Genomic DNA, 21,850 nt, shown 5'->3' with positions numbered 1-21,850 from the left:
ACACAAATAGCACAACGTTTTTTCACAAAGAACACAAATCTTATTGACCGTTCTGAAAAGCTTTGTGGAATTAGTGGTTAAAAACTTTAAGGGAAATTCTACTTAAACACAAAGAGCACGATTTTTTTTTTCACAAAGAACACAAATCTTATTGACCGTTCTGAAAAGCTTTATGGAATTAGTGGTTAAAAACTTTAAGGGAAATTCTACTTAAACACAAAGAGCACAACGTTTTTTCACAAAGAAAACAAATCTTATTGACCGTTCTGAAAAGCTTTGTGGAATTAGTGGCTAAAAACTTTAAGGGAAATTCTATTTAAACACAAATAGCACAACGTTTTTTCACAAAGAACACAATTCTTAGTGACCATTGTGAAAAGCTTTGTGAATTTAGTTGTTAAAAACTTTTATTCCACCTCAACCTCTTTGGGTTTCGCCATCATTTTTCTGAAAAGACCTTTAATATGGTCTATTTCGTTTTGATACATCGTTTTCTTACGGCAGCCGAAGTAGAGTGTGTTTTCCAGTTTATCTTTTCCTTCCCAAATCAGTTTTATTTCGCCGTTTTCAATCTCGCTTTTACAAAGAAAATCAGGGACAACTGCAAGACCGCTCCCTCCTTTCAGACAACGAATAATAGAATTCAAATTTGGAACAATATAATTAGGCCTAAACTTCGGCTTATGCCCAAAATTCAACAGCCAGAACTGAAAAAGATGTTCCATATCTCTGGTGGTTCCGTACCATTTCTCTTTTGTGAGCCAGTTTTCAATACTTTCGGGATCGTTGGTTTTCAGAATTTCTTTAAACTCGTTTAGGTTTACGTTGTTTCCGCCTACCAAAACAATCTGTTCTGAAGAAAAGGCTTCCTGCAAAATATTAGGAGAAGTTCCTTTTTTAGGGGTGATAATCAAATCCAGAATACCTTTATCAAGTTGGTCGAGCATTTCCGGATATTCTCCAAAACTGATAATTAAATTAAAAGGCAACGTAGAAACATACTGCTCCAATGTCGTTTGGAACGTCTCAAAACACATTCCGACACTAATGGTCGGCGTGTGCTTTTCTGCACATTTCTGAAAATTCTTTTCCACTTCTTCCAGTTTAGACAGAGGTTCGCTCACGGCATTAAACAACACCTTTCCTCTTTCTGTTGGAATCATTTTTCGTCCTGTTCTGTCGAATAATTTATACCCAACATACGCTTCCAGAGAACTTAAATGCAAACTCACACCAGGTTGCGAGATAAACAACGCATCGGCGGCTCCCGTTAAAGTTCCTGTTTTATAAATCGCTTTAAAGGTGCGATACCATTCCAGATTAACCATTCTTTTAGGAGTTAGGGTTTAGGGGTTAGGGGTTAGGGTTTAAGATAAATAATTAAAAGTTTAGCCTCATCAAAAAATTATTGCTCATTACTCATTACCGATTACTTATTATTTATCAGAATTATAATACAAAGATATAAATTATATTATTTTAATTATACAAATAAGCGTCATAACTTTGTCCCATCAATTTAAAACAACAGTCATATTATGAAAAAAGTATTGATTATTAACGGCGGACAAAACTTCGGACACTCAGGTGGAAAATATAACCAAACCATTACAGATAACACTTTACAGGTTTTAGAAAGCTTCGGAAATGTAGACGTAAAAATCACTCATGTAAGCGACAACTACGATAAAGACGAAGAAGTTCAAAAGTTTGTGTGGGCAGATTACATTATTTACCACACGCCCATTTGGTGGTTTCAGTTGCCGAATGGTTTAAAGAAATACATCGACGAAGTCTTTACAGCAGGTCATGCGAAAGGAATTTACATGAGCGACGGAAGAAAAGCCGACAACCCGAAAATCAATTACGGAACTGGCGGTATGTTGGGCGGCAGAAAATATATGGTGACCACAAGCTGGAACGCTCCCGAAACTGCCTTTACGCTTCCCGGAGAATTTTTTAACGAAACCAGTGTAGACAACGGCCCTTTATTTGGCTTCCACAGAATGAATGCTTTTGTATCTTTAGAAAAAATGGAAAGTTTCCACTTTCATGATGTAGAAAAAAATGCAGACATAGAAAGAGATATGAAGATTTACAGAGACCACCTTAGAGAAGTATTTTCTAAAGAATTACAACCTCAACTTGCTTTATGAAAATCTACCTTACCGCCATTATCAAATCAAAAGAAGACTATAGAAAGGAAGTAGAAACGGTACTGAAAAACATGGTAACCGGAACCTTGAAAGAAGAAGCCAACGAATTATATACGCTTCACCAAAGTATAGAAGATAAAAACCACTTTATTTTTTATGAAATATGGAAAAGCAAAGAAGGTTTAGAGCAACACAATCAGCAATCTTATATTCAGGAATTTGTAGATTTAGTAGACGAAAAACTCCAGGAGAAACCGCAGATCTATATTTCACAGAAGATATAATATCCATTTGCACTATTATTCATTCTAAGAAAACCAACAGGAAATATTGGATAAACTACACCTTTCACTGTTCTTTATACAAATCAAAACAAAGAGCTTTCCTTTTCGGAAAGCTCTTTATCTGTGAGGAAATAGTTCCAGTATAATTCTTTTCTACCAAATGCGTTTTTCTATTAAAGAAGACTACATTTTTTAATTTTTTAGTGCTGCTTTAATCCCACTACATAGTTTGCTCACTGTGTTTCCCTTCTTTTACCTCTTCTACTAATTTGGCATTAAAGGCAGGAAGATCTTCTGGCGTTCTGCTCGTCACCAAGCCTTCATCGACTACTACTTCACGATCTTCCCATTCTGCACCGGCATTTTTTAAATCGGTACTGATAGATTTTACAGACGTAAGTTTTCTTCCTTCTACTACACCTGCGCTAATTAAAATCTGAGGACCATGGCAAATGGCGGCAACCGGTTTATGCTGTGCAAAGAAATCTTTTACAAAACTCAATGCCTTTTCCTGCGTACGAAGCTGATCCGGATTAATTACGCCTCCCGGTAAAACTAATGCATCATAATCGGAAGCTGAAGCTTCATCTAAAGTTTTATCAACAGGATATTCTTTACCCCAATCTTTCTCTGCCCATGCTTTAATCGATCCGCTGGTTGGGCTTACAATATGGGCAGTCCAACCCTGCTGTTCCAGATACTCTTTAGGAGAGCTCAATTCACTTTCTTCAAAACCGTGGGTCGCCAAAATGGCAATTTTCTTAGACATATTATTTATTTTTTGGTGTTATAATATCATCCTAAGAAAAGATAATGCCATGAAAAAAAACTGTGGTATTTAAAAAATGTTAAAAAAAGAAATTCTTTTTCCTGAACCTCATCTGTAAACCATTGGTGTAACCTGCCTTTACTCATCCTTTATAAAAGGCCTTTTTTATATCCCCAGAAAATACCAAGGATAAGCATCTGTAAAAAGAACACCAAAGCCATTTTAAGAATAAAAGACCGCTTAGAAATTTTATGTCTGAACAACATCATCGCCAATAAAGCCCCTATCACACCTCCTAAAAAACTGAACGTAAGAAGAGTGATTTCGGAAATCCTCCTCTTATGGTGTACCGCCAACCATTTGTCGACACCAAAACTTCCAAAAGTAAATATCGTAATAAACAAAAACCAGTAGATCATTTTGCGAAGATAAGATTTATCTCTGTGTTGGTGACTTCGGCTCCGCTCAGTCACCATTTTGGACGCTTTATATTCTATTACAATATAGTGGATGAGCAATGAAAACGCGGTGACTGAACAATTACAACCCGGTGGCTGAGTACTAACAGCAAGGTGGCCGAGCAATAACAATGCGGTGGCTGAGCGGAGCCGAAGCCACAGCAACGGCACTTCGGCTACGCTCAGTGTACGTTAAGGCCGCAATCAATGAGATACAACTCAACAAAATTAGACTCTCTGTTGTGAATTGCTTTCATTTTTCAGTATCTTTGGGATACAGCACAACATTTGCAAATCCGAAAAATAGAGGAAAACAGTTGTGAATTGCTTTCATTTTTCAGTATCTTTGAGATACAACACAACTTCACTTCTGTGGAAGTAATAATAACTCGGGTTGTGAATTGCTTTCATTTTTCAGTATCTTTGAGATACAACACAACACTCGATACTTAGGAACTGGATCTTTTGCCGTTGTGAATTGCTTTCATTTTTCAGTATCTTTGAGATACAACACAACAGGGGTTAAGTTTATCTGTGCTGACATCCCGTTGTGAATTGCTTTCATTTTTCAGTATCTTTGAGATACAACACAACCTGTAGATGTTAAAGATGATGTTTCAGAACGTTGTGAATTGCTTTCATTTTTCAGTATCTTTGAGATACAACACAACGAATGTATTGCTGAATAAATAAAGATGTCAGTTGTGAATTGCTTTCATTTTTCAGTATCTTTGAGATACAACACAACATCGAATTAAAAGTTGACACGCCATTCAAAGTTGTGAATTGCTTTCATTTTTCAGTATCTTTGAGATACAACACAACGATTATTGAAGAGGGTAGTTCTAGGAGTACGTTGTGAATTGCTTTCATTTTTCAGTATCTTTGAGATACAACACAACAGGGGTTAAGTTTATCTGTGCTGACATCCCGTTGTGAATTGCTTTCATTTTTCAGTATCTTTGAGATACAACACAACCTGTAGATGTTAAAGATGATGTTTCAGAACGTTGTGAATTGCTTTCATTTTTCAGTATCTTTGAGATACAACACAACGAATGTATTGCTGAATAAATAAAGATGTCAGTTGTGAATTGCTTTCATTTTTCAGTATCTTTGAGATACAACACAACATCGAATTAAAAGTTGACACGCCATTCAAAGTTGTGAATTGCTTTCATTTTTCAGTATCTTTGAGATACAACACAACTTGCCCCGTTCGGAACTGAAATAACATTATGTTGTGAATTGCTTTCATTTTTCAGTATCTTTGAGATACAACACAACTCTTTCTGTAAATGGAGTTTATGATGCTACGTTGTGAATTGCTTTCATTTTTCAGTATCTTTGAGATACAACACAACATGTTGCACCGTCGTAATAGAGTTTGTTGCGTTGTGAATTGCTTTCATTTTTCAGTATCTTTGAGATACAACACAACTAAAATCTCTCACATTCATGAAGCCAAGTCGTTGTGAATTGCTTTCATTTTTCAGTATCTTTGAGATACAACACAACCTCAAAATTTAACCCTCTGTTTTTCAGAGGGTTTATTATTGTTTTAGAATTATAAAAATACTTCCTTTTAGTATTCTGTGACTCAAATTTTTACGAATTCTTACTTTCTAAATTGTATGTTTAGATGCTTACAGCATGACAAACATACTGTGTAACAGTTTTTTCAGGAATACTTCAATTTAAAAAAGTTCAAGCTGTTGAAAGGTTGGTGGTGGTTCTTCTTTGTTTCGGGCAAAGAAGATTTCAATATCTCCAAATTGTTTATCGGTAATACACATAATGGCTACTTTCCCCGCTTTGGGAAGCATAAACTTTACTCTCTTTATATGTACCTCAGCATTTTCACGACTTGGGCAATGCCGTACATACATCGAGAACTGAAAGAGTGTAAACCCATCGTCATTAAGCCCTTTACGGAATTTAGTGGCATCCCGCATATTGGCTTTGGTTTCGGTTGGAAGGTCGTATAATACTAAAACCCACATAATTCGATATGCATTAAACCTTTCGGCATTCATATTTTAATTTGTAAAATAGATGTTGTAAAAAGTAAAATATAACCCAATGTATTATACCAACTCAGGGTAAGCGATTAAACGCTTTTCTCCCGTATAGCATTTATATAAAGAAGAAGCTCTCGTTTTCACCGCTACCAAAACAGGTCTTGTTTTCTCATCAATACGCACATCTTTCGTCGCAATCTGTAATATATGAGCTTTAAAATCTTTCGTCAGTTCTTCTTGTTCTGGGTTCAGCTTAAGCCATTGCATTACTAAAAGGTCTACAAAAGGACGATAAGGTTCCATTAAATCATCAGCAAGACAGTAAGGGTTATATTTATTCTTATGAAAAATCCCAAGAACTGGCAACAAGCCCGTTTCCACAATGGCTCTTGCTACCATACTCCTTAACACGGCGTAACCAAAATTGAAAAACTGATTTGGAGAATCCCCAAAGCGCTGCCTCAAAAAATCTAAACTAATGAGATATTTCCAATAATGTTGTGCGGCAATCCCCTCCATATTGGTTATATCACCACTCTTTACATTTTTTTGATACTCCAACATCGGTTCATAATAATTTCCCAATCTGCGTAATACCTCTTTCTGATTTTCAATCTTGCATTCTACGGTTTGTTTCCACAATTGTTTTTTCAAAGGCTCGCTTACTTCCAACTGGTCTTTCACCCGATTAGAATGTTCACTATGCCCATACAACGGCAACATAATTCCATGAGGAAGATGCTGCGCATCGCAACTCACTACCACCACATTATTTCCCATCATCTTTTGAATCAGTTGATGAGAAAGCGTAATCTGATAATGGTCCAACATCAAAACGCCTAAATCTTCCACTGGTACTTTTCCTTTCACTTCATGGCTGGAAGCGTCCAAGATGTACATTTGTTCATCTTTAAGCTTGAGGTAAGCAGGATTGCCGATGTAGATGGTGCGGGTGATCATAAGAACTTTTCCGTTCTTGATATTAATCCTAGACGATTTACTTTCAATTTAATACATATTTCCTTTTCCTTAGTTAATTCAAGCTTATTAAGTTGGCTATACTCGATTTTATTCATAATCACCACAGAAACATTATATGGGATTACATACAATCTACTTCCTGTAAAACTCACAACTTTATAAATATTCCGTTTCATTTCTTTAGAAAAGTTTGTAAAATCAATACTATTTAAATTTTCAACTTCATCTTCAGAAGGCAAGTAAACTAAATCATTTGGACTTAAATAAAAATCATTTGTTCCTTTTAAATCAACAACATCTAATCCTTGTTTTTGCCTTTCAACAACAATATTTAATGGAACGCTTTCATAACTTCTTTTTCCTTTTTCATCTTCATAGACCGCAAAGAATAAGTTAGTTCCTTTTGCTGCTTCTACATATTTATCTTTTTTATTTCCAGAATTGCCTACTTGGAATTTACTTCCCATTTCAAAGACCCTTACTTTAGTAATAGGTTGATGTTCTTTTCCATCATTATATTGTCTGATATTTTTATTTAAGTCTTCTATTCCCTCTGGTGAAAAAGCCAACTCGGAACTTCCTTTTGCTGTCAGGTAATTCCTTAAAATCTTTTGAATCCCAGTATCAGTAATACTTCCAATAGTTTTCATATCAAAAGAAGTATCCAAACTTTTTCTTGTAGCAGTTAATATTTTACCTTTAGGCAGTTTTACCCAGGGTAAATCAACTTTTCCAGAAACGCTTTCTTTGTGCATTGGCTTTCTGATTGCCCAATTTATGCCTGTTTGCGCTACTCTTTCTTTAGTTTTCACACCATCCTTTTCAACATATTTCTCATAATAATTAGTAGCCTTATTAATAACACGTAAGTTCTGTTTAAAGCTAACCACAATATTTTCTAAACTATTTTTAGCATCGATAGTAAAGTTTCCCCAAGGTTTTAAAAACTGCTTTGGAACATCTTTTTCTATTCTTTCACCTGTTTTGGCATCATTATATACTGCTTTTTCAAACTTCATCAGTTTTTTCTTCAAATCATATCTCTTTGTATCTGATTTAGCAGACTGATTGTTAAGTAAATTAACATGCTCTTTTGTCACACAGGCAATTACCAATGCATCCATAGCATGATGGCGATGGTCTATTCTTTTCTTAGAAAAACCTTTAGATAATTCGATTGGAACAGTTGGTAAAAACTTTTGATGATTTTCGTTCCATGCTGTGAAATCTGTTGAGTTTGTCAATTGATTCATTCTCTCAAAACGAGGCAGAATCAAATCGTTCCAGACATCATTTAGTCCCCAATCTTGTTTTAGGACAGTGGTAATCTTGCCATTTCCTGGAACAATATTTTTAGAATTCACGCCCACATCTGTACCATCTTCAACACGCACAATATTAGAAAGCACTCCAGAGATATACTTACTGATATATCTAGTGTCATTCATCTGACGCTCAATCATTTTTTCAGGAATTTCTTCCAACAAGAGTTTTGCCTTTTTACTTCTGTTTTTAGCGTAATGTTTTTTTACAAACTCCTCATATTCATCGGCTTCAAAGATTTTTACTGTTTTTCCAAGACCACAATCTACAATAGTTCCGTGAAACTGCTTGATAAAAGCCAACCCAATATAATTATCTTTTAATTTATTAACTGCTGATTCACAAATAATCTTATTACTAAAACTATCATCAAAATAACGGCTTTGCGGAATAATATGCTCAATTTCATATTCTGGAGTGAATAGTTTGTTTAGCGGAATAATTTGTCCTGTATAAGGCGATTTATAGCCTTGTTCCAACCAGAGTTTATATCTTTTCAAGTCTGTAGAACTTGGCTGTGCTGTCTTACTTATTTTCAAAATATCATCATCAATTTCAATATCAGAATTTAAAACACCCTCTTCATAGATTTTCAAAATTTCTTGTTGCATTGGTGAGAAGGGGCGCACATTTTCAACATTCACATCGTTCATCATTTCAGCTAATAATGCTTTGATGCGCAAATTAGTATTCTCGTTTTCTGTAACTTGATTGGTAATTTTCTTGCGGTCTTCGGCAGTATTTTTCATTTCTCTTCCTAATTCAATATGAATTTCGTTGAAGAAATCTTTTGAACCTTTCCCATATTGCACCCAAATATCTTTTACCACACGCAAGGTTTCTGTTATTACTTGCTCTACAATGGGGTTACGTAGCGAATGTTGTTTAAACTCTTTCAAAAACAATTCTAAATCATCTGCCGAATTCCATTTACCAATAATTGAAGCTTCAGAGTGTCTACCATATACAATATATTGAGCCAACCACAACTGCAAACCTTGAAAATGACTTTCAGTCGTAAGATTAATCGCTTTTTCTCTTACCTTATTTTTGATATTTTCATCAAACTCTCCCGTGATAATTTTCTGTATTCTTACTTTAGAGTGTTCATCAATATTATCATAAGTCCAATATTTTCCTACTCGCATCAAAGGCAAAAGTTTCTTAATCGCTTTCTCAGAAAAAGAACCATATTCACTCTTGAAAGGAGGAAATTTTTTGAAAGCTTCGAAGAAAGAGTTTTCATCCAAATAATGTTTTCTGGCAAATGATTTTAAAGCTTTTTCATATTCAATTTTATCATTGACCGAATAGATAATGTGCCACATCTGCTGCTCTATTTCTCTTGTTAAGAAATCATCCGCAATATTTTCCACCTTACCAAGCCTTGTAGCAATCATCGTTTTGGTTTCGTTACAAGGATATGCCTTTCCTTCAACAAAATTCCAACGATACTTTTCAATTTCTGCTGTCAGTCCTTTTCCTTTAAAGTCTTTTTGTTCTAAAAGGAATTTCAGCAATGCTTTTTGTTCAATTTCTTTTCGCCCATTCAAAAACTCAAATAAATTTTCCAAATCCTCATAAGAATCAAGAAATTCTTTAGTCACATTTTCGTCATCATCTTTTCCGTAAATATTCAGATTGTACATCCATTGCCAGATACGAAATTCCTGATAATAAGGATTTGATTTCGGAATCGCTTTCAGATATTGTGTATGCTCTACACCATCTTTATCTACATATTTTTTAAACTCCAAAGTACAATTGGAGATAGATGATTTTTGACTTCTCAATGGTCTTTGATAGAAAATAATATCTTCCAGAAACAGATGTACAAAATCTTTTTTGCTCAATGTCAATTGATGAGCTTCGTTATTCTTATACAATTCACGCACACAATCATTGTACAAATCTTCGTTCTGCAACTCAGGATGAAATGCTGCCTGCTTCTCCAAAATCTCTTTCAGCTCAGCTTTATAGAATTTTCTTTCGATAGTTCTTACTAATTTTCCTTTGATTTTCTGTTTAGGATTTTGAAGCAAAGTATCGTAGATGTAAGTCCCGACAGTTTTATGAGATTGGTCAATCTCTTGTTCTGTTTTCTTTTTTACAAGAGTCCAATCTGTTTCAGCAGGCGCGCGGAAACTTCTTTTTTCATTTCCGTCTTTGTCCTTCTTAACAGTTCCATCATCATTCAGGTCAGTGGTAACAATGAAATCTCTAGTTTTATCTTTCCAATCAAATAATGGTGTTTTACTCGCCCTTCGATATACCCAACCGTTTTCTAAAATAAGAGAATACCAAATATCTGTTTTACCTCTTTGCTGTTCATCTGCTGTAACCTCTACAATTTTTAATGAATAAAATTCAACTACTTTATTAGGGTTTTCTTCCTCCTCTTCTCCTCGCAATTGATAATAGCCACGCTTCTGATTAAAATTTAAAAGAATCCAAGCCAATTCCTCTTTTTCTATTTTTTGGCTTAAAGCTTTCTTACGCAAATAGTAAATTGTCCAACCATAAGGAACTAATTTATCTTCTCCTTTTTCATTTTTTAAAAGTTGTGGCAGATGTATTTTAAAATCAGAAAGCATCTCTTCAAAAGAATTCTTAAAGATAAAGCCGTTAGTATTATAAGCTATTTTAGGCTCATTATCAGATTTAAATTTCCCAAAACGCTTATCAAAATCAATCTCATTGGCAAAATGTTCTGGTAAAAACTTAATGATATTTAACACTCTGTGCAATCTCTCACGACGTAGCAAATATCTTTCTCGAAGACGACGGACACCTCTGTACCCAGTTCTTTCAGCAGTTTGTGAAACCGAATTTCCTTTTCCAAATTCACCTAGAATATCCTGAGACATCGGAATAATTCTGCTGCCCATTCCAAGAATTTCACCTTGCTTATTTTCAAAATCCTGATTAATTAATGCCCATCCAATAGAATTTGTTCCCAAGTCCAATCCCAGTATTTTTTTCCCCATTGTTATTTAGTTTTTTGATATCGTATAAAAATAATCAGAAAAAAATAAAGTTTTTTACGGGCGACCGTAATTCTTATAAAAAATTTATTTATATATTTGAAACCGAAAGCAATTCACAATAAGGATTATTCCGTTGTGAAAACATTCAAGGTGGGGCAACTCGCCTTTTTTTATGTCTACATATTCTCTTGAATGTTTCAAGAACTCCATAAAATAAAAATTTATTATTTGTGATATAAAACATTTAGTGCCTCCCCTATCTATGGGGCATTTTTTATACCCCTCATTTTTCTTCAAACGAAAATCCCCACCGTTTTCCGATGAAGACTTTTCTTAAACTTCCCTAATTATACAGAGATAAAGACTATTATAAATTGCTTCCATCCACATTACCAACTATAGTAACGGAGTGACACTTCGGTTTCGACTCCGCTCAACCTCCGTTCGCAGCAACTAAAGAAATTAAATGACTTTGTTGGCTGAACTATTACAACTCGGTGGCTGAGCGGAGCCGAAGCCACCACTTCGGTTTCGACTTCGCTCAACCTCCGTTTCCCTCTTTCTTGAAGTTCTTATAGTGCGTATCGTTCATACATTCGGCAGCTTTTCGCAAATCATTATACGTAATATCATTGTGGCTTTGGTCACTGAGCATAGTCGAAACCACACTCTTTGGTGGCTACGGTCACTGAGCGTAGTCGAAGTGCCGAAGTCACCATTCATTAACGCTTCTTTCTTTCGTCTACTCCATCCCTGTACCTGCTTTTCACGGTAAAAAGCTTGGTCAATTCTGTCGTATTCTTCGTAGTAAATGAGTTTTACAGGAAGTCGTTTGGCGGTATAATTTGCTCCTTCCCCATTTTGATGTTGTTCGAGACGGCGTTCAAGGTCGATGGTACTGCCGGTGTAATAGCTGCCATCAGAACATTCAAGAATGTACATATAGCCTTTCATGGTTTGTGTTTTTTTAATGTATTAAAATTAATGAATTATTGTAGAACAATTGTACTCAGTGGCTAATGTTCTCGCGGTGACTGAGCGGAGCCGAAGTCACACTACGGTTTCGACTCCGCTCAACCTCCGTTCACAGCAACTAAAGAAATTAAATGACTATGTTGGCTGAGCAATTCCACGCGGTAACTGAACTATTACAATACGGTGGCTACGGTCACTGAGCGTAGTCGAAGTGCCGAAGCCACCTCTCTAAAAAAAATCTCCACCGTTTCCGATGGAGACTTTCTTTAGAGTAAAGTAATCGTTCCGAGGTAGGAGCTGTTGCAGGCTTGGGTTCCGGCTTCATTGCTGAAATAAGACCAGACCTGTACCTCTTTACCGGCATAGTACGCCGAGAGCGATACCGAAGCCGCAACATCCAAACGCAAAGCTACGTTTTCGTAAATCTCAAAAGCACTGAGTTCTTCGCACCAGCAGACCACAGAAACTTTGTCGGTAGCATTGGCATTTCCCTGTGCAGAATTATCGTCCCAACTGATGTTTATTCCCTGATTGGGTTCGGCAGTACTTATTACATTCTGAAAACCTGCCAATTCTCCTTTGGTAATAAGTACTTTATTGTACACCAAAGAAGGAATTCCTGCTGCTACCGCAATACATTCTTTCATGGTGTAAGACTGCGCAAGATTGTTGCGGGATTTGGTTCCCTGTTTTGCACCGAAAAATTGAGATTGTATATTCTTCAACGGCTGAAGAAATGCAGTTACCAACTTAAAAATCATCTGCTGCTGCAGTTGTTTTTCTGAGGGAGCTTTGCCAGACTTACGGGGTAAGCTTCGCAACACATCCTGTCCGCGATAGGTAGCGCCTACTACGGTTCCTACTTTTCCTGAGAATCCACCTAGGACTCCTTTGTTAAAAATCGCCATATTAATGTTTTTTGGGTTATTTCTAGAACGAAGGTAGCACAGAAAATAACCACAACAAGCACTTGCAACAAAAGTGAACGGTTCTGAACGGTATTCAACGATAATGAATGATTCTATTGGGTTTTCCTTCGGGATTCTTTGGGTTTTCTTCGGGGATGCTTCGGGAAAATGGTTGTTTTTCCGAAGAACTCCCGAAGAAGACCGGAACAAAACCCAAAGAAAAGACATAAAAAAAGCCTTCACTTTTTGAAGGCATTGTTGAAAAATGATTTCTTGTAATAAATTTTCCCACCAATCTTAACATACGGAAGCTTCCCTTCCTTTCTCATCCGATACAGCGAACTGTCGCCTACTTTCAGGATTTTCTTTACATCTGCCTGATCGTACCATTCTTCGTCATGAGAATGTAGCTGTCTAAGGGCATCGTGAATTTCAGAAAACAAATTGAAGATTGCCCACAAAACCTCTTCCCGAGGAAATTCTTGATTTAATTTCTTTTTCATAAGAATATTGTTATTTGTGTCTTTGATTGGTGTAGGATAAAATTAAACAATAAAAAGATACCAAACAACAGAAAAATCAAAATTCCGTGAAAAAACGGAGGCGACTACCGTATTTTTACGGTAGCCATAACTCCTTATTTTACAGCACTATCCAGCAATAGGTAAATGAGTTGAAATCGCAATTCTGTTCCACATATTAATAGAAACGGTCGCCATAATAATATCGGCAATCTGGCTTTCGTTGAAGAATTTTTTAGCTTCCTGATACGTTTCTTCAGATAAACCTTTCTCACTGATTAAAGTAATTTCTTCCGCCATAGAAATAATAACCTGTTCTTCTTCTGTGTAGAGTTCTTTGGCGTCTCTCCATGCATTCAGCAGAAAAATTCTTTGTGGCGTTTCACCATATTTCAAGGCATCTTTTGTATGCATATCCAAACAAAAAGCACAGCCATTAATCTGTGATGCCCTTATCTTAATCAGCTCTTTTTGGATAGGGCTTAAAAATGAATTCTGAAGGGCTGCTTCCATTCCTATTCCCGCTTTGTAGGCGGCAACGTGCGTTGTTGCCATATTAAATCTTGCACTCATAATTTTTATTGATTTTTAGTTAAAGAATCTATTGAAAAAGCATATTCTTTCTGTACCGAAAGTAAAAAAGCTGCCGCAGAACCAATCCAAACTGAATAATCTAAAGGTGCTTTTATTCCTAAAGCCACACTCATAGATAATGCAAAACTGAACAACAAGAAACCAGTACCCAAAGCGACCATTCGGGTTTTAAATCCTGCCATTAACATCAAAGGAAAAAGGATTTCGAATGCCGTTGCAACAACCGCAAAAAAGGAAGCCACAGAAGAAGGTAAAAAGAAAAGGAGTTGTTGTGTGTATAGTTCAAAACGGCCCCAGTTTCCCCATGAAGACTGTGTTCCCCAAAATCCAAAACGGTCTGCTACCGCAGAAAGGATCGTTATGGCAAGTGCCCATCTTACAAACAATTGAGGGATATTTTCTAAGCTTTTTTTCATACTGATTTTTTACCCCACAAAGTTGCAGATGTATCAACAGAAAAATCTTAAACTGGTTTAAGAAAGAATCTGAATGATGAGAATAGTTTAGAAATTTTCATACGGATTCTTCCTTCACTAGGAATTGAAGATTTAATGAAATTAATAAAAAAAAGGGGCACAGAATAAAACAGTAATAAATTCCAAAACTTAAATAAAAATCAAAGTTTAAATTTAGCTCGTATTTCGCTAAGATATTCTGGGGTAAACCCAAGAAAAGAGGCAATTAAATATTGAGGAATTCTTTGAATAAACCAAGGGTATTGTCGGCTAAAATGAAGGTACATTTCTTCTCTGGAATACTCATAAATATATCGAATTCTACGTTCTGCCGCGGCGGCAGCTCGTTGATACACCATTCTGAAATATCGCTCCATTACAGGATGCTTTTCCAGAAGCTGTTGCTGTGAAACATAGTCTAAGACCAAAACAACCGATTTTTCTACAGCCTGAATATTAAATTCGGAAGCAATCTGTCGCTCAAAAGCAAAAGTATCGGAAATCCACCATTTTTCGATGGCAAATTCTGTGGTTTGCTCAATTCCTTTTTCGTTGATAAAAAACTTTCTGAGACAACCCTCATCAACAAAATATAAAGACCTGCAAACCTCTCCGCTTCTCATTAGATCTTCTTTTTTCTTCAACTGAACCGAACGAAAAAACGAACTGATTGAAGCAAACTCTTCATCAGAAACCGAAATAAATTGAGCAAGATGGGTTCTAAGGGTATTCATTTTTGAAATTAGCTTCTCAAACTTAAGATTATTTTTTTAGTTTTACATAAAACAAAATAGGACCTGTATGGAATGGATTGCCAAAATATTTATCGCCCTTGTTGCTGTAGAACATCTGTATATTCTGTGGATGGAAATGTTTGCCTGGGAATCCAAAGGAAAAGAGGTTTTTAAAGCAGCGCTTCCTCCGGAAATGTTTAAGCCCACCAAAGGTTTGGCAGCCAACCAAGGTCTGTATAATGGCTTTCTGGCTGCAGGTTTACTGTGGTCACTCTTCATCTGTGATGAAAAATGGCACAACAATATTGCTTTATTCTTTTTGGGATGTGTAGCCGTAGCAGGCATTTACGGAGCGATTTCTGCAACAAAGAAAATATTTTTCGTACAGGCGCTTCCAGCTATTTTAGGGATTATTGCTGTTTTGATGAATGCTTATCTCTAGAGCACCGTACCCATTACATACATATTTTCCATCGTAGGAACAGGGCTTCCTCCTTCTTTTTCTAGGGTAATGGCAAAAGCCTGTGCTTCCGGAATTTCGGCTAAAGACATTTTCATGTCTTTGTCTTTGCTGTACATTCCTGCATTTACTGGTTTTCCTTCTGCGATTGCCCAAAGTTGGTATTGCATTCCGGAAGGCGCTTCAGGAAGATTTTGTACACTCAGATAGACTTTATTATTGGTTTTATTCCAAAAAACGACTGCTTTAGAATCGGGATGCGCACCTACACCGGCAAGCACAATTTTCTGTAAATCTGGATTGGCAACAAGACTTAGCTTCTCGTTGATTGTTCTGATTTTCTTTTCTGTATCTTCCTGCTGTGCATTTAAAGCGGCAATCTGATTTTCTTTCTGTTTTGAATGAGAAAAATAAAATATATTGCCTCCAATACTCAACAATAAAAGTAATGAAGCTGCAATAGCCCAAGTATTCCATGTAGATTTCTGAGGCTCATCAACATCAATTTCCTGTTCAGGCTCGTTTTCTATACGCTCAGACTGGATAATTTCCTGTGAAATATCAAAATTCTGCTTATTCGATTCAGAAATTTTTGCCCATATTTTATTTTTAAGTTCAGGCTCCGGTGCAACAGCTTGTACAGAGGCAAGATTTTCTAAAGCCACCTGTGCTTCTTCAAATGCTGCTTTCACTTCTGCATTATGAGACATCACGCATTCTAAAATGCCTGCTTCTTCTTGAGTAGCTGTGCCTAAAAGGTACGCCTCTATAATGCCCGATGATATGTATTCTTGCGTGTTCACGTTACCTGTAATCTTTTAACAAATCCTTTAATTTCATGAGTGCATTCCGCATCTTTGTTTTCACTGTTCCTAAAGGGATTTTAAGCTTCTCAGAAATTTCCGACTGGCTAAAGCCTTTGTAGTAAGCCAGATCTATAAGCTCTTTTTTATCGTCTTCTAAATTATCTAAAATTTTACTGAAACCAATATAATCCTGATTGTCGGATACCGAAAGTGCGGCATCATTATATACGAAATCGGGAAGCGTTTGGTTTTTTAGTTCGTTTTGGAAACTCTTAGATTTAATGTAATCTAAGGCGGTATTTCTGGCAATATTCAACATCCAGGTGTAAAATCTGCCTTTAGAAGAATCGTACTGTGCAATAGAATTCCAAATTTTTACAAAGGTATCCTGAATAACTTCTTCTGCACCTTCTTTTGAAGAAACAATCCTTACAATTACTCCATACAGAGCAGCCGAATAGTTTTCATATAAATAATGAAATCCATTTTCGTCATGCTTACTGATCATGAGAATAAGTTCTTCTTCGGAGTATTTCGTTTTGATGGTGAGATTTTTATTATTCCAAAAGTAAAAAAATATTTGTTTCGTGCACCATCATCGATAAAAATTTATCATAATATTTTTTATACAAGACCAAAAAAGAGGTCTATTCTTTTCTGCTTCACGACGGTAATTTTTATTAACAACAATTTTAAACGATTAAAAATTAAAAACATTTTAATCTGATTATCAATAAGTTAAAATTAAATTATAAAATATTTCAACTTTATTAAAACTGATTGTGCAAAGAGTCTCGTACATAAAAAAGAGCTCGCAAAAAACAATACACAATCAAAAATTTTCAAATAATTAAAAATTCAAAACAATGAACTTCACATCAAAATATACAGCCATTGCAGTCCTTAGTGTAACACTTGCATTCAGTGGAAACTTTTCTGCACAAAGTATGAAAGAAAAAACCGTAATGGTAGGCGGTGCCGCAATGTATCCATCAAAAAATATTGTAGAAAATGCCGTAAACTCTAAAGATCACACCACATTGGTAGCGGCAGTAAAAGCAGCTGGTCTTGTAGAAACACTTCAGGGAAAAGGTCCGTTTACCGTATTGGCTCCTACCAACGCCGCTTTTGGAAAACTTCCGAAATCTGCAGTCGACAATTTATTAAAACCAGAAAATAAAAGCATGCTTCAAAGTGTACTTACCTACCATGTTTTGCCAGGAAAGTACTCTGAAAAACAAATCTGGGCAGCCATAAAAGCAAATGGAGGTAAATCACAAATGAAAACCGTTCAGGGCGAAATGCTTACGTTCTGGGCAAAAGGAAAAGACCTATATGTGAGTGATATGAAAGGTAATAAAGCTAAAGTAACCATCGCAGATGTTAATCAGTCAAACGGTGTTATTCATGTCATCGATACGGTGTTGATGCCTTAGTTTAGTGTTTGATCTGCATCAGTACATCTTACCGATGCAGATTTCTTTTAATAACCCAACCCATTAAAAAATAAAGTATTATGAAAAAATCAATTACTGTTTTCGGGAAACCAAGTTTGGATACCGGAAGAAGAAATTTTCTAAAAATGAGTGGTCTCGGCGCCATGGTGGCCGGTCTTGCTCTTGTGGGATGCAACGACGATATGGAGCCTATGTATACAGAAGCTTTTGACCTCGGAATGGGAGATGTAGGTGTACTAAACTATGCGTACGCTCTGGAACAGCTAGAAGCCGACTTTTACACCAAAGTCGTGAACAATTTTTATACAGGAGCTTCTACAGCAGAAAAAGCAGTGTTTACAGATATTTACCATCATGAAGTTATTCATCGTAATTTTTTTAAAGCAGCTTTAAGTGGAGTAACCAGCCAGGTTTTACCAACACTGGAATTTCAGTATCCGAATGTGAACTGGAGTGACAGAGCTTCTGTACTTGCTACGGCAAAAGCTCTAGAAGATACAGGAGTAGCGGCATACAACGCAGCAGGTAAATATATTTCTAATCCGGATTATCTGGTAATTGCGGGTAAAATTGTTTCGGTAGAAGCCAGACATGCAAGTGCCATTAGAGACATGATTAATCCCGGAACAGCAGCGTTTTCTGGAGACGATGTAATCGACAGCAACGGTTTGGATCTCGCCAAAGAGCCCAAAGATGTAATCGCCGCCGCCGGAGGTTTCTTTAAAACACCATTTACCTGGAAAGAAAGAGGTATTGGATAAAATAATCATCAGTAACCACAAAATCTAGCATTATGAATATTCTTAAAATACTCGATATATTATCAGACGACGCTTTATATACAAAATCGGCTTCAAGAACCGAAAGCTTGAGCCAAATGTCGTCGATAGGAAAGAAAACTGCTGCCGTAGCATTACCATTAGGTTTAGGAGCATTCTTCTCCGGAACCGCAAAGGCAGAAACCAAAAAGGTAAGCGGTGCAGAAAGTGTAGCATTTAAAAAAGATGCTTTAACAGATGCGCTTCAACTCGCATTGGTTCTGGAATATCTGGAAGATGAATATTACACCATAGGAACAGGAACTCCAGGATTGATTCCTTCTTCTGATTTGGTGGTTTTTCAACAAATCAGAAAACATGAAACCGCTCATGTCGCATTTTTGAAAGCTGCCATTACTTCTCTCGGAGCAACACCAGGAGCAAAACCTAACTTCGACTTTACAGCAAGCGGTGCGTTTACACCGTTTACCAATTATCAACAGTTTTTAATTTTAGCACAGGCTTTTGAAGATACAGGCGTAAGAGCTTATAAAGGACAAGCGGGAAATGTAATGGGCAATAAAACCATACTTCAGGCCGCATTACAAATTCATTCTGTAGAAGCAAGACACGCCTCTCAGGTTCGAAGAATGCGTATGAATAAAGGATGGATTGAACTGAATAATGGCGGAAATATGCCTTCTGCAACCGATGCAGTCTATGCAGGTGAAGAAATGACAACACAAGCCGGATTCAACACCGGAACAGCTTTCGGAAACGAAGCGGGTTCTGCATCTTTTGATGAAATACTTACCGGTACACAAGCACAAGCGATTGCCTCGCTTTTTATAGATTAGTTCTCAAGATGTGGTTTGGTAATTTCAATAGACAGTAAGCAGTTTTGCTTACTGTTTTTTATGAAAGCTGAACGATAAAATTCTCCGTAGAAAGCGTTAAAATTCCTTCAGTAATATTTTCTGGATGTGAATTGAAACCTTTTAATTTTGAAGTTTTACCTTTAAGAACAAGATCCATCAATTGCTTGTCGGTCAGTTTTTTCCCGAAATATTCAAAGGAAACTTTAAAGCCACAATTTTTAAAGTCTGAGCAACCTACCGCAGTTTTTCCTTTCATTAAATGATTCTGCTTACATTTCGGACACTGAAGTTGATCCCATTCTTTGACTTCTTTCTTTGCCGCAGGTTCTGCTTTTTTCTTTTCTTTAGGTTTTTCTTCCTCAAAAACAATAGCCTTTCCTTTTCCGTCGATTACTTTTTTAGTAAGCTCGGTAACCATCGTTATCAACTCTTCTTTGAAGGTATTGGCTTCGTATTCGCCACTTTCAATTTTACGAAGTTTATACTCCCACTCACCGGTAAGTTCGGGGCTTTTTAGCAATTCATCTTCGATCGTGTCGATCAATTGAATTCCGGTTGGCGTTGCAATCAGATTTTTACGTTTCTTTTCAATGTACTTTCGCTTGAAAAGGGTTTCAATAATATTAGCTCGGGTAGAAGGTCTTCCGATTCCGTTGTTCTTCAACATTTCACGAAGTTCTTCATCATCAATTTGCTTTCCGGCAGTTTCCATTGCTCGAAGTAAGGTTGCCTCTGTATAATATTTCGGAGGAGAGGTTTTCCCCTGATGAATAAATGGGTCGTGCGGACCGCTTTCTCCTACAATAAATTCAGGAATAAGCTGTTCTTCTTCCGCATTTTTATCTTTTTCAGTTGATTCTTCCTTGTCTTTCGGTTCTTTAGCATAAACGGCTCTCCAACCTGGTTCTAAGATTTGTTTTCCACTCGTCTTAAACGGAATGGTTCCTACCTTACCTTCCACCAATGTATTGGAAATTTTACATTCAGGATAAAACACTGAAATGAATCTTTTCGCTACTAAATCGTAAATGAGTTTTTCTTCCTTGCTTAAATTTTTCGAAGGTGAAACTTCGGTCGGAATAATAGCATGGTGATCGGTAACTTTGGTATCATCAAAAACGGCTTTAGACTTTGGAATTGGCTGCTCTAAAAGCGGAGCAATCAAATCCTGATAAAACGCCATGTTTCTTAAAATCCCTCCAATTTTAGGATATAAACTTTCTGAAAGGTATGTAGTATCCACACGCGGATACGTAACGTGCTTTTTCTCGTAAAGACTTTGAATATAGTTTAAAGTATTTTCAGCCGAATAGCCATATTTTTTGTTGGCTTCCACCTGAAGTCCTGTCAAATCAAACAAGCGAGGATTTTTTTCTTTTCCTTCCTTAATCTCAAAAGAGACAATCTCGAAAGGATTTTCTTTAAGGTATCCTAAACCTTTCTCTGCTCTGTCTAAAGTTTTCAGTCGGTCAATAGCCGCGTTGAAAATAACATCACGATACTTCGTTTTGAGTTCCCAATATTCTTCTGTGGTAAAACTGTCAATCTCTTTCTGTCTCTGTACCAACATCGCCAAAGTCGGAGTTTGCACCCTTCCAATGGAAAGTACAGCTTTATTGCCACCAAATTTTTTGGTAAAAAGACGTGTCGCATTAATTCCTAAAAGCCAATCTCCAATTGCTCTCGCATTTCCTGCAAGATAAAGATTTTTGTAATCGTCGGCAGATTTTAACTTATCGAAACCTTCTTTAATAGCTTCTTCCGTCAAAGATGAAATCCAAAGTCTTTTAACCGGTTTATCGCATTTTGCTTTTTGAAGAACCCATCTTTGTATTAACTCTCCTTCCTGTCCAGCATCCCCACAATTGATAACTTCGTCGCATTCTTCAACAAGCTTTTCAATAATCTTAAACTGATTTTCTACTCCTTTATTGGGAATTAACTTAATCCCAAAGTTTTTAGGAATGATAGGGAGAAAAATCAAACTCCAGGACTTTAGTTCCGGACCATAATCATGAGGTTCTTTTAAAGTACAAAGATGCCCGAACGTCCAAGTAACGCAGTAGCCATTACCTTCCATATAGCCTTGCTTAGGCATCGTTGCGCCTAGAACTTTAGCTATATCTCTTGCTACACTCGGTTTTTCTGCGATACAAAGTTTCATTAAAAAAAATATTTAGGAAACGCAAAAATCGTGATTTAAAACTCTAAATAAAAATTGATTATTAAATATTTTAAATCTTAGGATTATAAAAGTAAAGATAAAACTTAGCAGAAAGATAGGGTTTAGGGTTTAGCAAAACTAAGGATTTCTCAAGAACATGA

General features: G+C 36.4%; 21 protein-coding genes and 1 CRISPR repeat array. Of the genes, 6 read left to right on the top strand and 15 right to left on the bottom strand.

Annotation, left to right across the window (positions count from 1 at the left end):
* Positions 1-407 precede the first annotated feature (407 nt).
* On the bottom strand, positions 408-1,328 hold the full coding sequence (locus AC2A1D_RS17590; RefSeq protein ID WP_484044888.1) for a LysR family transcriptional regulator: 921 nt from the start codon (positions 1,326-1,328) through the stop codon (positions 408-410).
* 210 nt (positions 1,329-1,538) lie between these two features.
* Here AC2A1D_RS17590 and AC2A1D_RS17585 point away from each other — a divergent pair, with 210 nt between their 5' ends.
* Both AC2A1D_RS17585 and AC2A1D_RS17580 read left to right on the top strand, forming a co-directional pair.
* The gene (locus AC2A1D_RS17585) at positions 1,539-2,156 is read left to right on the top strand and encodes an NAD(P)H-dependent oxidoreductase (RefSeq protein WP_484044887.1); all 618 of its coding nucleotides are present in this window, start codon (positions 1,539-1,541) and stop codon (positions 2,154-2,156) included.
* On the top strand, positions 2,153-2,440 hold the full coding sequence (locus AC2A1D_RS17580) for a putative quinol monooxygenase (protein ID WP_484044886.1): 288 nt from the start codon (positions 2,153-2,155) through the stop codon (positions 2,438-2,440). The genes AC2A1D_RS17585 and AC2A1D_RS17580 overlap by 4 nt, the downstream gene beginning before the upstream one ends.
* 220 nt (positions 2,441-2,660) lie before the next feature.
* Here the strand turns inward: AC2A1D_RS17580 and AC2A1D_RS17575 are convergent, their stop codons facing one another.
* The 11 genes from AC2A1D_RS17575 to AC2A1D_RS17525 all read right to left on the bottom strand — a co-directional run bounded on the left by AC2A1D_RS17575 (position 2,661) and on the right by AC2A1D_RS17525 (position 15,166).
* A complete protein-coding gene (locus AC2A1D_RS17575; RefSeq protein ID WP_484044885.1) occupies positions 2,661-3,209 on the bottom strand; it encodes a type 1 glutamine amidotransferase domain-containing protein in 549 nt (182 codons plus the stop codon).
* A 149-nt stretch (positions 3,210-3,358) separates the two neighbouring features.
* Positions 3,359-3,628, bottom strand: coding sequence for a DUF1294 domain-containing protein (locus AC2A1D_RS17570; RefSeq protein WP_484044884.1), 270 nt, complete (start codon positions 3,626-3,628; stop codon positions 3,359-3,361).
* Between the two features lie 278 nt (positions 3,629-3,906).
* Positions 3,907-5,185: direct repeats of the CRISPR family, unit length 47 nt; unit sequence GTTGTGAATTGCTTTCATTTTTCAGTATCTTTGAGATACAACACAAC.
* A 179-nt stretch (positions 5,186-5,364) separates the two neighbouring features.
* Entirely contained in the window at positions 5,365-5,703 is a 339-nt protein-coding gene (gene cas2 / locus AC2A1D_RS17565) for a CRISPR-associated endonuclease Cas2 (protein WP_484044883.1), read from the bottom strand.
* Between the two features lie 51 nt (positions 5,704-5,754).
* Complete coding sequence (gene cas1, locus AC2A1D_RS17560) at positions 5,755-6,648, bottom strand: type II CRISPR-associated endonuclease Cas1 (RefSeq protein WP_484044882.1); 894 nt, start codon at positions 6,646-6,648, stop codon at positions 5,755-5,757.
* Positions 6,645-10,979, bottom strand: coding sequence for a type II CRISPR RNA-guided endonuclease Cas9 (cas9, locus tag AC2A1D_RS17555; protein WP_484044881.1), 4,335 nt, complete (start codon positions 10,977-10,979; stop codon positions 6,645-6,647). Before cas9 ends, cas1 begins: the two co-directional genes overlap by 4 nt.
* A 588-nt stretch (positions 10,980-11,567) precedes the next feature.
* Complete coding sequence (locus AC2A1D_RS17550) at positions 11,568-11,933, bottom strand: GIY-YIG nuclease family protein (RefSeq protein WP_484044880.1); 366 nt, start codon at positions 11,931-11,933, stop codon at positions 11,568-11,570.
* Positions 11,934-12,220: 287 nt separating this feature from the next.
* Positions 12,221-13,090: a DUF6266 family protein gene (locus AC2A1D_RS17545; RefSeq protein ID WP_484044879.1), complete on the bottom strand. Its 870-nt coding sequence runs from the start codon at positions 13,088-13,090 to the stop codon at positions 12,221-12,223.
* A gap of 11 nt (positions 13,091-13,101) precedes the next feature.
* Entirely contained in the window at positions 13,102-13,365 is a 264-nt protein-coding gene (locus AC2A1D_RS17540) for a helix-turn-helix domain-containing protein (protein WP_484044878.1), read from the bottom strand.
* Positions 13,366-13,512: 147 nt separating this feature from the next.
* A complete protein-coding gene (locus tag AC2A1D_RS17535; protein WP_484044877.1) occupies positions 13,513-13,956 on the bottom strand; it encodes a carboxymuconolactone decarboxylase family protein in 444 nt (147 codons plus the stop codon).
* A gap of 5 nt (positions 13,957-13,961) precedes the next feature.
* Positions 13,962-14,393, bottom strand: a complete 432-nt coding sequence (locus AC2A1D_RS17530) for a DoxX family membrane protein (RefSeq protein ID WP_484044876.1) — start codon at positions 14,391-14,393, stop codon at positions 13,962-13,964.
* 200 nt (positions 14,394-14,593) lie between these two features.
* Positions 14,594-15,166, bottom strand: coding sequence for a Crp/Fnr family transcriptional regulator (locus AC2A1D_RS17525; protein ID WP_484044875.1), 573 nt, complete (start codon positions 15,164-15,166; stop codon positions 14,594-14,596).
* A 67-nt stretch (positions 15,167-15,233) separates the two neighbouring features.
* Here AC2A1D_RS17525 and AC2A1D_RS17520 point away from each other — a divergent pair, with 67 nt between their 5' ends.
* Positions 15,234-15,608: a DUF1304 domain-containing protein gene (locus tag AC2A1D_RS17520; protein WP_484044874.1), complete on the top strand. Its 375-nt coding sequence runs from the start codon at positions 15,234-15,236 to the stop codon at positions 15,606-15,608.
* Here AC2A1D_RS17520 and AC2A1D_RS17515 read toward each other — a convergent pair.
* Positions 15,605-16,429 (bottom strand): anti-sigma factor, encoded by an 825-nt coding sequence (locus AC2A1D_RS17515; protein ID WP_484044873.1) that lies wholly within the window; start codon positions 16,427-16,429, stop codon positions 15,605-15,607. The two genes, AC2A1D_RS17520 and AC2A1D_RS17515, sit on opposite strands and share 4 nt — an antisense overlap.
* Before the next feature lies 1 nt (position 16,430).
* Positions 16,431-16,940: an RNA polymerase sigma factor gene (locus AC2A1D_RS17510; protein ID WP_484044872.1), complete on the bottom strand. Its 510-nt coding sequence runs from the start codon at positions 16,938-16,940 to the stop codon at positions 16,431-16,433.
* A 358-nt stretch (positions 16,941-17,298) separates the two neighbouring features.
* Between AC2A1D_RS17510 and AC2A1D_RS17505 the strand changes: the two genes are divergently transcribed.
* The 3 genes from AC2A1D_RS17505 to AC2A1D_RS17495 all read left to right on the top strand — a co-directional run bounded on the left by AC2A1D_RS17505 (position 17,299) and on the right by AC2A1D_RS17495 (position 19,504).
* Positions 17,299-17,868 (top strand): fasciclin domain-containing protein, encoded by a 570-nt coding sequence (locus tag AC2A1D_RS17505; RefSeq protein WP_484044871.1) that lies wholly within the window; start codon positions 17,299-17,301, stop codon positions 17,866-17,868.
* An 80-nt stretch (positions 17,869-17,948) separates the two neighbouring features.
* A complete protein-coding gene (locus tag AC2A1D_RS17500; protein WP_484044870.1) occupies positions 17,949-18,650 on the top strand; it encodes a ferritin-like domain-containing protein in 702 nt (233 codons plus the stop codon).
* Between the two features lie 32 nt (positions 18,651-18,682).
* Positions 18,683-19,504, top strand: coding sequence for a ferritin-like domain-containing protein (locus AC2A1D_RS17495; RefSeq protein ID WP_484044869.1), 822 nt, complete (start codon positions 18,683-18,685; stop codon positions 19,502-19,504).
* 58 nt (positions 19,505-19,562) lie between these two features.
* Here AC2A1D_RS17495 and AC2A1D_RS17490 read toward each other — a convergent pair whose 3' ends face one another.
* Positions 19,563-21,689: a type IA DNA topoisomerase gene (locus tag AC2A1D_RS17490; protein WP_484044868.1), complete on the bottom strand. Its 2,127-nt coding sequence runs from the start codon at positions 21,687-21,689 to the stop codon at positions 19,563-19,565.
* Positions 21,690-21,850: the final 161 nt, after the last annotated feature.

This window comes from Chryseobacterium sp. HNCC26DJ239 (genome assembly GCF_057180445.1).
This window is presented reverse-complemented; position numbering and strand designations above follow the sequence as displayed.

What these genes read in the sequence shown, in the direction of transcription:
- AC2A1D_RS17510 (WP_484044872.1), bottom strand. Translation starts at nt 16,940, where the DNA reads ATGATCAGTAAGCATGACGAAAATGGATTTCATTATTTATATGAAAAC.
- cas1 (WP_484044882.1), bottom strand. Translation starts at nt 6,648, where the DNA reads ATGATCACCCGCACCATCTACATCGGCAATCCTGCTTACCTCAAGCTT.
- AC2A1D_RS17520 (WP_484044874.1), top strand. Translation starts at nt 15,234, where the DNA reads ATGGAATGGATTGCCAAAATATTTATCGCCCTTGTTGCTGTAGAACAT.
- AC2A1D_RS17585 (WP_484044887.1), top strand. Translation starts at nt 1,539, where the DNA reads ATGAAAAAAGTATTGATTATTAACGGCGGACAAAACTTCGGACACTCA.
- AC2A1D_RS17505 (WP_484044871.1), top strand. Translation starts at nt 17,299, where the DNA reads ATGAACTTCACATCAAAATATACAGCCATTGCAGTCCTTAGTGTAACA.
- AC2A1D_RS17530 (WP_484044876.1), bottom strand. Translation starts at nt 14,393, where the DNA reads ATGAAAAAAAGCTTAGAAAATATCCCTCAATTGTTTGTAAGATGGGCA.
- AC2A1D_RS17490 (WP_484044868.1), bottom strand. Translation starts at nt 21,689, where the DNA reads ATGAAACTTTGTATCGCAGAAAAACCGAGTGTAGCAAGAGATATAGCT.
- cas2 (WP_484044883.1), bottom strand. Translation starts at nt 5,703, where the DNA reads ATGAATGCCGAAAGGTTTAATGCATATCGAATTATGTGGGTTTTAGTA.
- AC2A1D_RS17550 (WP_484044880.1), bottom strand. Translation starts at nt 11,933, where the DNA reads ATGAAAGGCTATATGTACATTCTTGAATGTTCTGATGGCAGCTATTAC.
- AC2A1D_RS17545 (WP_484044879.1), bottom strand. Translation starts at nt 13,090, where the DNA reads ATGTCTTTTCTTTGGGTTTTGTTCCGGTCTTCTTCGGGAGTTCTTCGG.
- AC2A1D_RS17525 (WP_484044875.1), bottom strand. Translation starts at nt 15,166, where the DNA reads ATGAATACCCTTAGAACCCATCTTGCTCAATTTATTTCGGTTTCTGAT.
- AC2A1D_RS17535 (WP_484044877.1), bottom strand. Translation starts at nt 13,956, where the DNA reads ATGAGTGCAAGATTTAATATGGCAACAACGCACGTTGCCGCCTACAAA.
- AC2A1D_RS17540 (WP_484044878.1), bottom strand. Translation starts at nt 13,365, where the DNA reads ATGAAAAAGAAATTAAATCAAGAATTTCCTCGGGAAGAGGTTTTGTGG.
- AC2A1D_RS17570 (WP_484044884.1), bottom strand. Translation starts at nt 3,628, where the DNA reads ATGATCTACTGGTTTTTGTTTATTACGATATTTACTTTTGGAAGTTTT.
- AC2A1D_RS17500 (WP_484044870.1), top strand. Translation starts at nt 17,949, where the DNA reads ATGAAAAAATCAATTACTGTTTTCGGGAAACCAAGTTTGGATACCGGA.
- AC2A1D_RS17575 (WP_484044885.1), bottom strand. Translation starts at nt 3,209, where the DNA reads ATGTCTAAGAAAATTGCCATTTTGGCGACCCACGGTTTTGAAGAAAGT.
- AC2A1D_RS17580 (WP_484044886.1), top strand. Translation starts at nt 2,153, where the DNA reads ATGAAAATCTACCTTACCGCCATTATCAAATCAAAAGAAGACTATAGA.
- cas9 (WP_484044881.1), bottom strand. Translation starts at nt 10,979, where the DNA reads ATGGGGAAAAAAATACTGGGATTGGACTTGGGAACAAATTCTATTGGA.
- AC2A1D_RS17495 (WP_484044869.1), top strand. Translation starts at nt 18,683, where the DNA reads ATGAATATTCTTAAAATACTCGATATATTATCAGACGACGCTTTATAT.
- AC2A1D_RS17590 (WP_484044888.1), bottom strand. Translation starts at nt 1,328, where the DNA reads ATGGTTAATCTGGAATGGTATCGCACCTTTAAAGCGATTTATAAAACA.